Source organism: Alteromonas lipotrueae (genome assembly GCF_019249255.1).
GTDB lineage: Bacteria > Pseudomonadota > Gammaproteobacteria > Enterobacterales > Alteromonadaceae > Alteromonas > Alteromonas lipotrueae.
The window spans coordinates 274,492-290,161 of the sequence record NZ_JAESDJ010000003.1 but is presented as its reverse complement, the minus strand read 5'-3'; the positions used below and the strand labels follow the sequence as shown (position 1 = coordinate 290,161).

At 44.2% G+C, this 15,670-nt stretch carries 15 protein-coding genes; 4 read left to right on the top strand and 11 right to left on the bottom strand.

Annotated features, from left to right (window positions below):
- Positions 1 to 7: 7 nt before the first annotated feature.
- The 10 genes from pqqE to KYS23_RS06535 all read right to left on the bottom strand — a co-directional run bounded on the left by pqqE (position 8) and on the right by KYS23_RS06535 (position 8,951).
- Entirely contained in the window at positions 8 to 1,171 is a 1,164-nt protein-coding gene (gene pqqE / locus KYS23_RS06580) for a pyrroloquinoline quinone biosynthesis protein PqqE (protein WP_218418250.1), read from the bottom strand.
- Positions 1,164 to 1,439, bottom strand: coding sequence for a pyrroloquinoline quinone biosynthesis peptide chaperone PqqD (gene pqqD, locus KYS23_RS06575; protein ID WP_159533099.1), 276 nt, complete (start codon positions 1,437 to 1,439; stop codon positions 1,164 to 1,166). The genes pqqE and pqqD overlap by 8 nt, the downstream gene beginning before the upstream one ends.
- Complete coding sequence (gene pqqC, locus KYS23_RS06570) at positions 1,439 to 2,194, bottom strand: pyrroloquinoline-quinone synthase PqqC (RefSeq protein ID WP_159533097.1); 756 nt, start codon at positions 2,192 to 2,194, stop codon at positions 1,439 to 1,441. The genes pqqD and pqqC overlap by 1 nt, the downstream gene beginning before the upstream one ends.
- 1 nt (position 2,195) lies before the next feature.
- Positions 2,196 to 3,116, bottom strand: coding sequence for a pyrroloquinoline quinone biosynthesis protein PqqB (gene pqqB / locus KYS23_RS06565; RefSeq protein ID WP_159533095.1), 921 nt, complete (start codon positions 3,114 to 3,116; stop codon positions 2,196 to 2,198).
- Between the two features lie 70 nt (positions 3,117 to 3,186).
- Positions 3,187 to 3,258, bottom strand: coding sequence for a pyrroloquinoline quinone precursor peptide PqqA (gene pqqA / locus KYS23_RS06560; protein WP_073324441.1), 72 nt, complete (start codon positions 3,256 to 3,258; stop codon positions 3,187 to 3,189).
- 95 nt (positions 3,259 to 3,353) lie between these two features.
- Entirely contained in the window at positions 3,354 to 5,042 is a 1,689-nt protein-coding gene (locus tag KYS23_RS06555; RefSeq protein ID WP_159533093.1) for a leucyl aminopeptidase, read from the bottom strand.
- A complete protein-coding gene (locus tag KYS23_RS06550; RefSeq protein ID WP_218397807.1) occupies positions 5,039 to 5,932 on the bottom strand; it encodes an ABC transporter permease in 894 nt (297 codons plus the stop codon). Before KYS23_RS06550 ends, KYS23_RS06555 begins: the two co-directional genes overlap by 4 nt.
- A gap of 54 nt (positions 5,933 to 5,986) precedes the next feature.
- Positions 5,987 to 6,706, bottom strand: a complete 720-nt coding sequence (locus tag KYS23_RS06545) for an ATP-binding cassette domain-containing protein (RefSeq protein ID WP_218418249.1) — start codon at positions 6,704 to 6,706, stop codon at positions 5,987 to 5,989.
- Positions 6,697 to 7,677 (bottom strand): PQQ-dependent catabolism-associated beta-propeller protein, encoded by a 981-nt coding sequence (locus KYS23_RS06540; RefSeq protein ID WP_218418248.1) that lies wholly within the window; start codon positions 7,675 to 7,677, stop codon positions 6,697 to 6,699. Before KYS23_RS06540 ends, KYS23_RS06545 begins: the two co-directional genes overlap by 10 nt.
- Positions 7,674 to 8,951 (bottom strand): type 1 periplasmic-binding domain-containing protein, encoded by a 1,278-nt coding sequence (locus KYS23_RS06535; protein WP_338081860.1) that lies wholly within the window; start codon positions 8,949 to 8,951, stop codon positions 7,674 to 7,676. Before KYS23_RS06535 ends, KYS23_RS06540 begins: the two co-directional genes overlap by 4 nt.
- A gap of 173 nt (positions 8,952 to 9,124) precedes the next feature.
- Here KYS23_RS06535 and KYS23_RS06530 point away from each other — a divergent pair, with 173 nt between their 5' ends.
- From KYS23_RS06530 to pedF, 3 genes are all read left to right on the top strand, one after another.
- A complete protein-coding gene (locus KYS23_RS06530) occupies positions 9,125 to 10,018 on the top strand; it encodes a substrate-binding periplasmic protein (RefSeq protein ID WP_218418247.1) in 894 nt (297 codons plus the stop codon).
- A 175-nt stretch (positions 10,019 to 10,193) separates the two neighbouring features.
- Positions 10,194 to 11,981 (top strand): PQQ-dependent methanol/ethanol family dehydrogenase, encoded by a 1,788-nt coding sequence (locus KYS23_RS06525; RefSeq protein WP_159533085.1) that lies wholly within the window; start codon positions 10,194 to 10,196, stop codon positions 11,979 to 11,981.
- 164 nt (positions 11,982 to 12,145) lie between these two features.
- Complete coding sequence (pedF, locus tag KYS23_RS06520; protein WP_232370683.1) at positions 12,146 to 12,646, top strand: cytochrome c-550 PedF; 501 nt, start codon at positions 12,146 to 12,148, stop codon at positions 12,644 to 12,646.
- 168 nt (positions 12,647 to 12,814) lie between these two features.
- On the opposite strand, the gene KYS23_RS06515 is transcribed toward pedF, so the two are convergent.
- On the bottom strand, positions 12,815 to 13,039 hold the full coding sequence (locus tag KYS23_RS06515) for a type 1 periplasmic-binding domain-containing protein (protein WP_218418246.1): 225 nt from the start codon (positions 13,037 to 13,039) through the stop codon (positions 12,815 to 12,817).
- Between the two features lie 518 nt (positions 13,040 to 13,557).
- Between KYS23_RS06515 and KYS23_RS06510 the strand changes: the two genes are divergently transcribed.
- The gene (locus KYS23_RS06510) at positions 13,558 to 15,303 is read left to right on the top strand and encodes a diguanylate cyclase (protein WP_218418245.1); all 1,746 of its coding nucleotides are present in this window, start codon (positions 13,558 to 13,560) and stop codon (positions 15,301 to 15,303) included.
- Positions 15,304 to 15,670: the final 367 nt, after the last annotated feature.

Genomic DNA, 15,670 nt, shown 5'->3' with positions numbered 1-15,670 from the left:
AAAGTGCTCAAGCGGTCACGTCTTGTATCATCTTTACAGGGATAGCATTTTTCACTGTGCGAAATTTTAAAGTAGAGCTTGCCGGTTGCCCGGCTTTATCGGTAATAGTTTTCATCAAATGGTGATCGGGTGACTTATCGCAAACCGGATCGGTTTTGTGCATATCCCCGGTCAGCAAAAAGGCTTGGCAACGACAACCGCCAAAATCCTTTTCTTTTTCATCACAGGTCTTGCATGGCGAGGGCATCCAGTCATCGCCTCTAAAGTGATTAAAACTAAAATCATGTTCCCAGATATGCTGTACCGATGAGCCTTTCACGTTAGGAAAGGTGAGAGGAAGGATTTTGGCACTGTGACAAGGAAGCGCACTGCCATCTGGGGTTACCGTTAAAAAAGTAGTTCCCCATCCATTCATACACGCCTTTGGCCTATTCTCGTAGTAATCGGGTGTGACAAACATAAATTTAGGGCCGCCACATTGCTGGTCTCTATACCGGTTAATGGCCTGCTCAGCTTCTTCTAGCTGGCTTTGTGTAGGTAGTAAGTGCTCACGGTTTTCATACGCCCAACCATAATATTGAACCGTCGCGAGTTCTACAAAATCGGCCTTAAGTTCAGTGCTAAGAGCCATGACTTCTTCAATTTCATGAATGTTTTGGGCGGTAATACAGAAATTCAGCACCATAGGGTAGTTGTAGGCTTTAACTAACTTGGCAATATTCAGTTTTTGTTTGAACGAGTGGCGCTTATTGCCAATAAGGTCGTTAACTTCAGCATTGGCTGATTGAAAGCTAAGCTGAATATGATCAAGCCCCGCATCTTTTAATCTGGCAATGCGCTTTTCCGTCATGCCAATGCCGGAGGTGATCAAGTTGGTGTAAAAGCCAAGCTCGCGGGCATAGGCGACTAACTCTTCTAAATCTTTGCGCAACAAGGGTTCTCCACCGGAAAAACCTAACTGAACTGCACCCATTTCCCTGGCTTCCTTAAACACCCTCTTCCACTGAGACGTAGTGAGCTCGTTAAAGGTTTCTTCCATATTCACGGGGTTAGAACAATAGGGGCAATGCAGCGGGCATTGGTAGGTTAGCTCAGCGAGTAGCCATAAAGGTGGAGTAGTGGCTTTGGTAGGTTGTGAAGCCTTGGTAGCGTGCGATGCGTGGTTAGTCATACACCACCCACTTTTTTTCTTCAGCGTGTTGCAAAAATACGGTTACGTCTTCTTCTAAATCCTCAGGTGCATCGGGGAAGGCCTTTCTAAGCGCTACTGCAATGTCTTCTGTAGAGCGCACACCATCAACAAGGGTTAAAATTTCAGACGCCGAAGGGTTTAGTTTAATCATACCTTCAGGAAATAGAAGCACATATCCATCTTGTACTTTTTCATATTGTAAGCGAAACAAAGGGTTCATAGACGGCGTGTTAGATTTGTTTGTCATTAGAATCTCCCCGTATGGCAAATCTGTTGATCTGCAATGCCATCAAAAGGCTTTCTACCATATTCATAAGCGAAACAAATAGCATCGGCAATGCTCCACAGAATATCTATTTTAAATTGAAGAATGTTCAAAGCACGCTCTTGTTGATTGCGGGTAACAAAGTGGTCGAGCGTTATTTGAAGGCCGTGTTCTACATCGCGCCTTGCTTGCCCTAAACGCATTTGAAAATAGGTAAACCCTTCTTGGTTTATCCACGTGTAGTGAGTGGGCCAGGTATCAAGACGGCTTTGGTGTATTTCAGGCGCAAACATTTCGGTAAGTGATGAACAAGCGGCTTCTTGCCACGATGCGCGGCGTGCAAAATTCACATAGGCATTTACCGCGAATTTTACGCCGGGCAATATGTGAGATTCATTAAGTAATTCATCGCGGTTAAGCCCTACCGCTTCCCCTAGACGAAGCCATGCTTCAATACCGCCTAAACTGGTATCACCTTCCCGGCCATCATGGTCGATAAGCCTCTGAATCCAGGTGCGTCTTACTTCTTGGTCTTCACAGTTTGCTAATATGGCGGCATCTTTAACTGGAATAGCCATTTGATAATACAGCCTGTTTGCCACCCAGCCTTGTATTTCTTCTTTACTGCAATGGCCTGCATTCATACGTTTATGGAAGGGATGATGGATATGGTAATACGCACCTTTTGCGCGTAATTGCTGTTCGAATTCTTCTTTTGTCCATGCAGGTTTCAACATGTTACACCTCTATTTGCATGCCATCGTAAGCCAGCTCAATGTTCTGCTCTTGTAATGCATGGAAAGCTGATGAATCTTCATTAAGCACGGGGTTAGTGTTGTTAATATGGATCAGCACCTTGCGCTTAACGTCAAAGCGATTGAGCAGTGCGATAGCACCATTTTCACCGTTCACTGGCATATGCCCCATTTGGGTACCTAACTTTTGACTAAAGCCATGATCAATCATTTCTTCGTTCACCCATAAGGTGCCATCGAAAAGCACGCACTCTGCGTCGGCCATAACCTGCTTCACGGTGTCGTTGGCTTGCATACACCCTGGCGCATAAAAAAGAACGTGCCCTGTTTGAGTATCGGTAATTTTAAGGCCAATATTATTGCCCGGAACAATGTTGTCGCGATAAGTAGAATAGGGGGGCGCGTTTGACTCTAGCACTACAGGTTGGAATATAAGCCCCTCTGCGCCTTCAGGCACAAAGGTATCGGTAAAGTCGGTGCTAATTGAGCGTTGCTGAAGGCCGCCGTGCCAGTGTTTCAGTACAGTAAACAAAGGAAAGCTGGTGGTTAAATCTTCGTTTACCACATCGGTACAGTACACAGGAAGCGGTAACCCTTCTCTTAGCGTAAGCAAGCCGGTGGTATGGTCTATTTGGCTGTCGGTAAGCACTATAGATGAAATACGTGTGCCTCGGGCAACGTGCTCTTCAGGCCAAAGCTGAGGATGGTTATTTATTTGTTCCCGTAAATCGGGAGAGGCATTAATTAATACCCATTTACTCCCGTCGACACTTACCGCAATGCTCGATTGGGTGCGGGGGGTTGTTTTAATGGTGTGCTGACGTGCGCCTTTGCAATTTTCGCAATGACAATTCCATTGAGGGAACCCGCCGCCTGCGCCTGCGCCAAGAATCAATACCTGCATAACTACTCCTTGGGTATTTGAAAAAGGCTGCAATAGCAGCCTTTTGATTACTTATCACGATGGCTTAGGTCTAACGGTTGCTGATATATAGCGTTACTTCAAAACCTAGGCGCATTTCAGTGTATTGAGGTTTAGTCCACATCGTCATTTCCTCTGTCTTTTTGGGTGAGTTCAATATGAGTATATGTTGATTATCTGTTAACAGATATCCTTCTAAAGGAGGAGAATTACCATGAATCATGATGATGTTTGGGCAGTGGCTAGCCGTTGCAAATAGGCCAGCAGCAAAGGAATAGGGCGGCCGGTAGCCGAATTAGCAGTACCATATTTAAATGCGGTACCAGCCACGTCCATATGAGCCCAAGGAAAACGCTTAGCGAAGCGAGACAAAAAGCAGCCTGCGGTAATCATACCTGGCGAGTTTTTCCCTGCGTTTGTCATATCGGCATGAGAAGAGGCTATAGCGTCTTGATATTCAGGCCATAATGGGAATGGCCAAATTGGATCTTGGGCGTGTTCACCAGCCTTAATCAGCGCTTGTTCTAGCGAGCGGGAATTACTCATTACGCCGCTGCACTTGTGGCCTAACGCCGTTATAGCAGCACCGGTTAGGGTTGCTATATCTATGACAGAGTGGGGGGCGAAACGCTCACTGTAACTTAACGCATCACACATTAGCATTCGCCCCTCTGCATCAGTGCTTATAACTTCAACGGTTTGTTTTGAATGAGTAGTGATGATATCGCCGGGCCGGTATGCATTACCGCCAATACTGTTTTCAGCGGTAGCCAATATTCCAATAATATTAATATTCAAGTCTAGTTCGGCTGCGGTTTTAATCACACCGAGTACGCAAGCTGCCCCCGCCATGTCGTAAATCATGTGGTGCATATCATTACCTCGTTTTAGGGTAATGCCACCGGAATCAAATGTAACTCCTTTACCTATTAAGACTATAGGCTTGGCGTTTTTCCCATTGTCGTTGCCACCATCGCCACCTTCATTTGTGAGAACATTACCTGAATAATGAATTACCGGCATAGAAGCAGGGAATGCTGATGCGCGATTAACCGCTAAATACGCATTCATGCCTAGTGCTTCCAATGTATCTTGGTCGATAATCTCGGTAGTAATTGTAGGATACGTATCCGCGAGTATTGTCGCTTGGTCGGCCAAATAAGCGGGGGTACATAAATTCGCTGGCATGTGAGATAAATCTCGCGCTAACCTCATACCTTTTGCCAGCGCTGTCTCATAATTAATGCAGGCTAGTAGTGCGTTTGAGGGAGCACCGGAAGCTAGCTCAGAACCGACATATGATGCCTCATCTAGAGCCACTTTAGATGCCACGTCTGTTGATGGTACTTGTATGCTTAAGCTAGGCATCTCGTTAGATGACAAGTGAGGGGAGGATTTATATCCTGTAAACTGGTAGCAACAAAAATGAAATGCCCGCAATAATTGGCTAACAAGTGTTATATCTAGCTTTCTCTGCCTACTTGCGCTTTGCATAGTGTGGGAAGTAGTGTGGTTGATAGTACTGTAAGTCGTTTTACAAGGCAGTACCAAAGTGATCGTTGCCGCCTTTAACGAAAGGGCGTACTTAAACATATCAACAAATAGCTTACGTGTGCCGTGACAAGCCGACGGATGATCAAAGCTGAGGTTGATATTCTCTTCTAAATTACCCACTCCCCATATAAGCCATTGTTTTGCCGCCGTCTCTATAGGCCGGTGAAGTAACACCTTTTGGCCTTGCGAGCCTACAAATTCTTCATCGTTGAATATCTGCTGAATGAATGCTTGAGTACTATGTGGCATTTTTTGAATTGTGGGGTGTATATCAGTGGGTGAGCAAAGCCATATTACGCAATCGGCGACTACTTCGTGTAAGTTGCTGTGAGGTGCTAATGTTACGTTTGTCATGGGCGCCCTTGTTGGTTTGCTTTTAGGCGCTGTTTTTTCCCATAGCTCTTATTTCCAATCCCTTTAATTCCAGTCTCCTTATTTCCAGCTCCCTTGTTTCCAGCGCTGTTAATTGAAAAGCTAGCAGCAGGTTTTGGCCTAAAGCTTCTTACGGCGAAGGTAAAGGTAATAAGAGTGAGCACAAGTACAATCATTAGCTCATTTGCTGCAAGCTTTTCATACAACCCAAAGCGCAGTAGCTCAACGCCACTGGTAAACGGATTAAAGGCGCATACTTGATACAGCCATTCGCTTGCTTCTTGCATTTTCCACAATGGATAAAGCGCACTTGAAAGGAAAAACATTGGAAAGATAACGAAGTTCATCACACCAGCAAAGTTCTCTAATTGCTTAATGGAATTCGCCAGCAATAAGCCCAGCGAGCCAAGAAAAATAGACAGTAATGCAATGATTGGAAGCGCGTAGACATAACCTATTAAGGGTAATTTCACGTCAACAAGTAACGCAAAGCAAAAGAATAAATAAACCTGTATTGCTGATACCAGCGTGTTAGCCACCAATTTACTACATAGCAAAAATGAACGGGGTACTGGGCTCATTAGTAGTACCTTCATGCTACCCATTTCTCGGTCGTAAACCATAGACAGCGAACTTTGCATACTGTTAAACAATACAATCATGGCGGCTAACCCCGGCACAATGTATTCCTCATACAGAATGTAAGTCTCGTATGGCGGGATCATAGAAAGCCCTAGCGCCGAACGAAACCCCGCTGCAAATACGAACAGCCACAATAGCGGGCGAACTAAAGCACTCAACAATCGCGAGCGCTGTTGCCAAAATTTCAACATTTCTCGGGTTAATACACCCATAAAACAGCGCCAGTACATCATGCCTGAACCTTAGTCTGTGTAATTTGCTTGCACTTATAGAGGGTATGGGTATTAGTTTGCATGAGTAAGTGCCTCCCATAGCTGATGAATATCTAAGACCTGATGTTTATCAAGCAATGCCGAACAAATATCTCTTTCTACTAGTCGTCCATTTAGTAATATGGCGAGGGGATCAGTGGGCGATACCTCTTCAAATAGGTGAGTAGCCCACAGCACAGTCACTCCCTGTCTCAGCGCTAAGTCATGAACCACCGAATGAATTAACTGCCGAGAGGCAATATCTAACCCTACAGTGGGTTCATCAAGTAATAAGGCGCTAGGTTGGTGAATAAGGCATCTTGCTAACTCAACACGGCGTCTATGGCCACCATTTAAATGGCGTATCTTGGTATCTAGGCGGTCACTCAGGTCAAGTTCAGTTAATAAGTTATTAATGCGTGAAATTGACTTGTCTGGGGCGAGGCCGTGAAGCGAGGCAAAATAGGCTAAGTTTTGCTTTACGGTAAGGTCGATATCTAGCGTGCTTTGCTGAAACACCACGCCGAGATTTTTCATAATCGAAGCGCGGTTTTTTGTTATCGGCTTGCCATTAAATAAAATATTTCCTTGGCCAATTGGTTGTAACCCTGTGAGCAACCCAAATAGGCTACTTTTACCTGCACCATTAGGACCAAGTAAAATATTAAAGCCCGGTTTAAGGGTCAGTGAAATTTCATCAAGGGCTGTTACTTTGCCGTAAGCGTGAGTAATCCCTTGGATATCTATTTCCATTTAACGGCAATTCCCCATGGGTAACGACCGACCTTAATCGTTTTTTCAACATCGAGAGTTTCAGTATTAATAACCGACACGTCGCCGCTTACCCCGTTTGTTGTGAGTAGTAATGACTGGTCTTGGTTAAACGCTAATTGCCACACGCGCCTACCTACGACTATGTATTTCTCTACTTCAAACGTATTAGTGTTTACCACAGCAACACGATTTGCGGGGCCTAGGGCGACAAACGCGTAAGGGGAGTTTTTCATCAGCAATATACCAACGGGTTGTATTTTGTCGCGGTACACGCCTTTAACTGCAAAAGACAAGGTATGTACTTTTTGTTTAGTTTGAGTATCAAATAGAGTGACTGTGCCGCCAATTTCAGAACTTACCCAAAGGTACTTATCGTCAGCAGTAAAGTGTGCGTCTCGCGGGCGGGCGTCTACTAAGCTATTGGCAATGTTCTCGTGGGTGTTGGTGTCTATCCAGTGCACCATGTTTGTTGTTTCTGAAGTAACAACCATCATGCGGCCGTCATGGCTTACCGCTAACCCTTCAGGTTCAACCCCAACATCTATTTGTGCAATTACTTGGCTGGTGGGAATATCAATAACGGTGAGCAGGGCATCATCTTCATTGGCGGTGTAAATGGTAGTGCCATTGGGGTGAAGGGCTATGGTTTCAGGATCCTCACCTGACGGCAAGTCGCCAACAATAGTATGGGTGTCTAAATCGATAATTTGAATGCGATCAGAGTCTGATGCGCAAATGTAAGCATGGGCTTGGTCAGCGCTTAATATAAAGCCCCTTGGACGCTCACCAATGTCTAGCGTATCGGTGACTTCAAATGTATTCATATCAATAATTGAAAGCGTATTGTCTTTTTCATTCGTCACATATGCCTGTGGCATAGCACTTACACTCAGACTAGTGGCCCATAAACCGAGTAACCAAATACTAATAACTACAAATTGCGTTCTCATAGGGCGTCCTTACAAGTAGTGGTGGCATCACCTAGGGTGTCTAGTTCATCGCGTTGGTGTAAAAAGCCAGGCAGGGGGGCGTGGATCACTAGCGCTTCTTCGTGTGCTAACGCGATAGGCTGGCGAAGTTGGCGGGTGCCTATTCTAAAGGTGAGTTGCCTACCCTTGTACGCTGCAATACTGAGTTGGTCATCTACTAATGCGTTAAATAATTTTGTACCTGTAACAGGCTCATGGGTATCAGAATCATTGTTTTCACTTCGCTGCAATGCGGTCGATATGGCGATAATGGCTGCATAAGCAGCAAAGTCTACGTCATTCATATTGCGCGAAAACTTTTCCTTAAAACGATTTTGCAGCTGCCTTGCGCCCCATTGCTCATGAGTAAAATGCCACCCTAATGGTTTCAAACCTGCCGACCCCATAATGGGCACAATAAGGTGGGTATTAAAGGGTAAGCTGTAGGCATACTGACCTTGGGTGTCGGCAGAAAAAATAGCGTCGTAAGGTTTCTTAGTTCGAGTAAAAAGGGGAATTTCAGAAAATGCAGAGCGTCGTAAGTCAAAACTTGCCTGCCATATTTTCTCTTCAACAATATTTAACTTAAACTTCTTCGCGGTACGTAAAAACGCGTTTAAGTAAGCCTGATCACTTTCATGGGTGCCGCGCAAGGTTAATACCGAGCTCAAACGCTTAGTTCTAAGCCATTGACCCAGCGCATCGGTTTTCATTTGGTAGCTAGGGTAGGTGTGTAGTACGTTAAGTTCGCAGTGCTGTTGGCGAAATGCATCCTTGCCACTGGCTACATTCACCACTAATGCGCTGGGGTTAATAGACACCACCGAACGAACGGCTTGTTCATATTGAGCGTCTGGGCTATCGATAAGCACCACAGAGGTATTGGCAATCACATCGGTAGCCGCTGAGTCAAAAGCGCCTTGGTGGGCAAGCGATAGTGAATAGCCCAAAAATTTTCCCGTAATATTGGCATCTTCAATGCCAATTTCGGCACCCGCAATTCCTTCGTCATTAGGGCGGATTAAATACGAAGGCGTCCCTGCGGGGGTAGGGCGTTCCACCTTAATATAAACAATGTTCGTAGCGCTAGGTTGGGTTTCAGCTTGCCCTCCATATTTACTTTCAGACTGAATCCCAGATTGGGCATGAACATTGGCATGCAAGGCCGATACGCTTATCAATAGGATTGATACTCCTATCCGTACTTTTACTTTTTCCATGAACCAGCGAAGGGCTTTTCTCACACTTCTATTCACACTTCTTTTTTGAAAGTGTGCCTTTTGTCAGTCGCGATACAAAAAGGGTATATGGCATTATTCCCGAATAACATCCTCCTAAAGGAGGAATGCTATGGCGCTAAAGTAGCATTCGTGAATGCCTGTCTGCGCATTAGTATTGAAAGTACTTAGCGTCAAGAGAGTTTCTCGTAGTGACTTGTTTGCGGACCTTTTATTTTATTCCCTTCATACTTTTAAGCTTGAGTGTATTAAGTGCCAGTGTTTTTGCTCGGTCTTTTGATGACATTGTCGAAAGTAAGAAGATTAATATCGCGGTTTATATTGATTATCCACCTTACTCGTACATGGAAGCGGGTTCAGCGAAAGGAATAGATGTTGATATAGCTAAAGAAATTGCTGCTAAATTCAATGTTGAACTAGTGTTAACTTGGATGACCCCGGGAGAAACGACGGAAGATGATTTTCGTAATTTTTTATGGAAAGGGCACATTATTCACAAAGTAAAAGCTGACTTAATGATGCGTGCTCCCTACGACCGTTCTTTTTCCCAAAAACGGGACGATATTGGCCTGCTAGCGAATGAGTTAGTTCACATGTTCGCACCGTATCAACAAGAAAGTTGGCAGATAATTCACAACACAGAACAATTGCCAGAGGTAGAGACCATGGCGGTGTTTCAATACCATAAGATTGGCGCTGAAATTGACAGTATTCCTCATTTTTACCTCACCTCGGCCTTTGGCGGAAGGTTACGAGATAACACAACGCAATATGTCAGTAATGAGCTCGCCATTGATGCCATGAAAAAAGGTGATGTTGATGCGGTAATGGGGCTTCGAACACAAATCAGTTATTTGTCTCAATTTGTTGATAACGCGAAATTTAAGCTTGCTAGTAATGCGTTCCCCTTGATAGGGAAGCAGAAGTGGGATTTAGGTATTGCGGTACATAACGACTACCGAACCCTCGCGTATGAAGTTGGTGATGTAATTACCGAGATGGTACAGACCGAAAAAATGGCGCAGATTTTCAGTCAGTATCATGCCACCTATGAAATGCCTGCTTACTATGCAATCGAGCTCTAGTTCCTCAAATTGCTCAAGTGCTTTGGGCATGCTTCCTATTAATTCCTCCTCCTAAAGGAGGGGACAATTCACTCAGCCGTTCCATAGGCACGCCCATCGGGCACCGCTATTCTAATTCTATCGAATAGTCTGCAAGTCAGATCCATTCATGGCCAATACGCAATTAGGAAACGTTATGAATAAACCACTACCATTAAAAAGAATTGCCTTAGCTTTATTGGTTTGTGCGGGGGCAATCTCCCCCGTTCAAGCTAACGTGACCGACAAAGATATACAAAACGACCAAGCCACTACTGACGATATCGTATCGTATGGCATGGGGTTGCGCGCCCAGCGATACAGCCCACTATCTGCAATTAACAAAGACACTATCGAAGAAATTCGCCCAGTTTGGGCATTTTCACTTGGCGGCGAAAAGCAGCGGGGCCAAGAGTCTCAGCCTATGGTGAAAGATGGCGTTATGTATGTCACGGGCTCTTACTCTCGAGTTTGGGCCATTAATGCTATGACTGGTGAAGAGTTATGGCAGTACGAAGCCCGTTTGCCCGATGGCATTATGCCTTGCTGTGATGTAATTAATCGTGGCGTTGCCCTTTACGACAACCTGGTTATATTCGGTACTTTGGATGCCAAATTAGTCGCACTTGATAAAGACACGGGCAAAACCGTGTGGAAGAAAAAGGTAGAAGATTACAAGGCCGGATATTCTATTACTGCCGCGCCTATTATTATTGATGGCATGGTGATCACAGGGAATTCGGGCGGCGAGTTTGGTGTTGTGGGCAAGGTATATGCCTTTGACGCCAAAACTGGCAAGCAAGTGTGGGTTAGACCTACCGTTGAAGGCCACATGGGGTATATGTGGAAAGACGGCAAAAAAACCGAGAATGGTATTTCTGGCGGCGAGGCGGGTAAAACTTGGCCTGCAGATTTATGGAAAACTGGCGGCGCTGCAACTTGGCTAGGCGGCACTTATGATGCTGATACAGGACTGTTATTTTTTGGTACAGGTAACCCATCACCGTGGAACTCACACCTTCGCCCCGGCGATAACTACTTCTCTTCATCTCGTTTAGCAATTGACCCTAAAACCGGCAAAATTGTATGGCACTTTCAAACCACGCCTCACGATGGATGGGACTTTGATGGTGTAAACGAGCTTATATCCTTTGACTATGAAGAGTCTGGCAAAACAGTGAAAGCCGCTGCAACAGCCGATAGAAATGGTTTCTTTTATGTATTGAACCGTGAGGATGGAGATTTCATCCGAGGCTTTCCATTTGTAGATAAATTAACGTGGGCCAAAGGCTTAGATGAAAATGGACGACCGCTATATATTGAAGATGTTCGCCCAGGTAACCCATCATTGTCGGACGACGGTAAGAAAGGTGCACAGGTTGTAGCTCGTCCTGCTTTCTTAGGTGGAAAAAACTGGATGCCAATGGCGTATTCACCTGATACAGGTTTGTTTTACGTACCTTCCAATGAATGGGAAATGGATATTTGGAACGAAACCACCTCGTATAAAAAGGGCGCAGCTTACCTAGGTGCTGGGTTTACCATCAAATCCGTCAATGAAGACTATATTGGTGTACTTCGCGCCATAGACCCTAAAACTGGTGAAGAAGTGTGGCGTTATAATAACTTTGCGCCGCTGTGGGGTGGGGTGATGACCACTGGCGGCGGGTTGGTCTGGACAGGGAATCCAGAAGGCTACTTAATGGCCTTTGACGATAAAACCGGAGAGATGGTTTATAAGTTCCAAACAGGCTCAGGCATTGTAGGTTCACCTGTAACTTGGGAGATGGAAGGCGAGCAATATGTGTCTGTGCTATCTGGCTGGGGCGGCGCAGTACCTTTATGGGGCGGTGAAGTAGCTAAGCGGGTTAAACACCTTAACCAAGGTGGCACGGTATGGACATTTAAGTTACCTAAACGCTACGAGCAAGTAGCTAAAAACTAACCACCTATAAGTACAATTGAAGCCGATACTGTTAAAGGTATCGGCTTTTTTATGTTTGATTTCCTCTTTATCCTCCCAAAGGAGGAGCCTTTCAAAACCAAAGTAGAGTTACCGCAATTATCACATTAAGTATAATTTTTTCATCAGCTTCCGAGGATGTATGAATGATGAAAGTTAAAGTATCCCTTTTAATTACAACGCTTTTTCTGGCCCTAACGGCCCACAAGTTAGCTGCACATGGCAACGTGACGCCACAAGGCGCTGACAGCTCTGAAATGCAAAAAATTACCGATGGTGATGAGTCTGAAGATGGCTGGGTGTTTGAAAACCCTTATCGTAATTTAGACCAAGAGACACACAAAAAAGTGTATGAATTTGGTGAGTCAGCCTATTCTAATAACTGCGCCGTATGTCATGGCTTGCATGCGCAGTCAGGTGGCATAAACCCCGATTTGCGTTTGCTCGATCCAGAAAGTATGGAAGACGATGAATGGTACGTTGAGCGACTTCGTTTTGGTTCATCAAAAGGCATGCCTGCATTAGGGGGTATACCCGAGGGACAATCAGAGCCTATTTTAGATCAAGAGACATTATGGGCTATTAAAACCTATGTAGAAGCACGCAGAATAGTAGCAATTGAAGAAGGCGAGATTGAAGTAGATTAAATACATTCCCGTTTTGTCGGCCGGGTCGAGAAATCGCCCGGCTTTTTTGTGCGGTTAAATTACAGCAATGGACCACATGAACTTCGGATAATAAGCTCACAATCTAAAGTGTATTGTTGTGGTTCATGGCGTTTAAGTACTTGCTCTTCAATAAGTTTTTTTGCGGCTCTAAAACCCAGTTCGCGAATGGGTTGCCTCACAATAGCCCTGATAACGCCATTCACCAGCAGCATGGCCAACTAAGTCGTTCACAATACCTATCTTGGTATGCCCCAGAGAAACGAGGTGGTTCACTGCAGTGCGACTAGCTGATACTTCATCACAGTTAAGCGAAGTATCTACGTGGACATTTATAGGGGCAACTTGAACAACCGGCTTATTATGTTTACACACAGCTAGGTTATTCCTATTACAATTTGTCCGACTACCCATTGGCCTTAAATGACTACCTTCGTGGAGAGCGTATTTTCTATGCTTTAAATGATAAGAAAAGCTTGAGTATTGTAACGAGCTATATTGGGCTAGCATTGGGTGCTCAGGTGACTACGAAGGTGCAATAACGGCATATCAAGCGGCTTTAAAAAATGCGACTTCTTTAGGAAGTGAGGCCGAAACATCTCAGGTGTTATATAGCCTAGGTGGTTTGAAAGCAAAGCTGGGAGATCACCGAAGCGCATAAAAGTATTTCTACAGTTCACTAGAAGTAGACACCAAACTAGGTGTAAAACATTGTGGCCACGCATTTTGATATGTGAAATCAGCGTTTGAAAGCAAACCTTTAGTGATATACTTTTAATGTTGCAGAAATAGGTTTATTTCATGACGGACGTGATGATTATTGATGTATCTGAGGTATTAAACACACCTATATTATTATTTTAAAGTGTGTGTTGTTTGTATAAGGATCTTACATGGTTAGGCTTATGCCTATGCTTTTCGCACTGTTTTTTATCGTGCAAAGTACAGCTTGCTATAGCACTGCTTTATTTGAAGATAAGGCGTTAGAGTACGATTTAGCTGGGCAGATAGAATTTGCAGTTGCTGATGGTGATACCCTAGTAGGAAACGAATTATGGGTAGATGACGAGAGTAAAATAAGCCGCGAACCCCATCAATATTTGCACTTTCGGGTGACCATTGAAAATGCACTTAATCAGCCCGTTCCCCTTTGGTTTTCTATCACTTTTCCTTCGATTGAGCATCTGTACGTGTCAGATGGCACCAACACATGGATAACCGGCGACGCGTTGCGATTTTCAAGCCGAGAAGTGCTGGTACCTAACTACCATTTCCCGTTCATTCTTCCCGCCCAAGATAAAATGCAAATCTATGGTTATATGGAAGGTAAAATACTGCGCTATAACTTTTTTGTTGCCACCCCCGAAAAGGTGAACAAAATGTATGTCGACACGCTGCAGCGTGATATGACATTTTTCGGGGCTATGTCGATACTAACCATTCTTAGTTTGGTTGTTTTTACTATTACTAGAAAGGTGGCATTTTTGAGTTTCGCCGCTTTTATCTTTGCCACATCATTTTGGTTTTTTAGGGTATTTGGTTACGCGTTTGAAATTTTATGGCCAAACACGCCCCAGTTAAATGATATCACTTATGCAGGGAGTATTTACGCCGTGGTATTAACGGCAGGATGGACCGTTTTTTCTAGTTTGAAGCGCCCGAATAGGACTGTGTATGGCTTGAGGTTTGCTAACGTTTGCGGGTTAATCTTGCCTATTCTCGGCTTGCTGGTATGGCACTACATAGGGTTAGATGAAGCGTTACGTTTACCCGTTATTTTACTGTTTCCCTTTGTTATTTTCGCAAGCTTTGTTATTTACAAAGAACACAAAAATGGTTCCGACAGGGCCAAGTGGCTGGCGGTGACAGTTTTTCCTGTAGTATTAAGTGCCTTTTCACTCGTGCTTATAGCCCTTTTCGGTATTGACCTTCAATTAGAACCCATCACCACGTTCATGGTTGGTGTATTGATCACGTGCATGTTCATGGTGATATTAGCGTCTCGGCTGTTCGTGAAGATTGTTCAAAAAGAGCGAGATACCGAGAAGGCCAACGCATTATTAAAAAGCGAGCAGGCGTCGAAACTTGAAGCATTAATTCAAGAGCGGACAAAAGCATTACGCGCATCAAATGAGATGCTAAAAAAGCTGGCTGCTAACGATGGGTTAACGAACTTACCAAACCGAAGAAGCATCGACTTATTCGTAGACGCCAGCTTTTCATCCGAGGCGGATAATCATCATATTGCTGTGGCACTGATAGACCTAGATCATTTTAAAAATATAAACGACACCTTTGGGCATGATGCAGGTGATACGGTATTGATTGAAATAGCGAATATACTGCGACCTTTGAATAGTGAGCAATGTATCGCTGGTAGATTTGGTGGTGAAGAGTTTGCCATCATTCAACAAAACGTAAGTGAACAGCGTTTTAGCGATACGCTAGCCGATATTCACACGCAAATTAATGCATTGAGCCTTCAGCAGCTTAGCGGTTTAAAAATTGGCGCTTGTATAGGTTGGACAATATGTAAAAACGCTACCGATATCGTTCACGCATTCAGACGTGCAGATAACGCCTTATACAAAGCAAAAGATGCGGGGCGCAATAGAGTTATTGCGGCTGTTCTACGTTGATTCGAGTAGTTGTCACCTAGGCAGAAGCCAAACAGAACGCCTGCCGGAAAGCCCGTTACAAAACCTAGTTCAATTTCAAAATAGCATGGTGTCGTTCATGGTCTAAATCATGATGTCGTTCTTCACCCTCGTCCTACCATAATATTATGCACCTAAAAAAAACCTTTCGAAAATATCCTCTATTACGGTCAAAAGTTTAAGATCTAATTTGGTTTATTGCTAGCATTGTTATCTTTTGCTCTTTGTTTTCCTTTCTAAATATGCACTTTCAATAACAAAATTCAGTCGTTTTTCATTTTAGCTTAATTGGTAGTGTTTACATTAAGTGTAAATGTAATCTGGATTTTATTTTGTTATCCAATTGAAT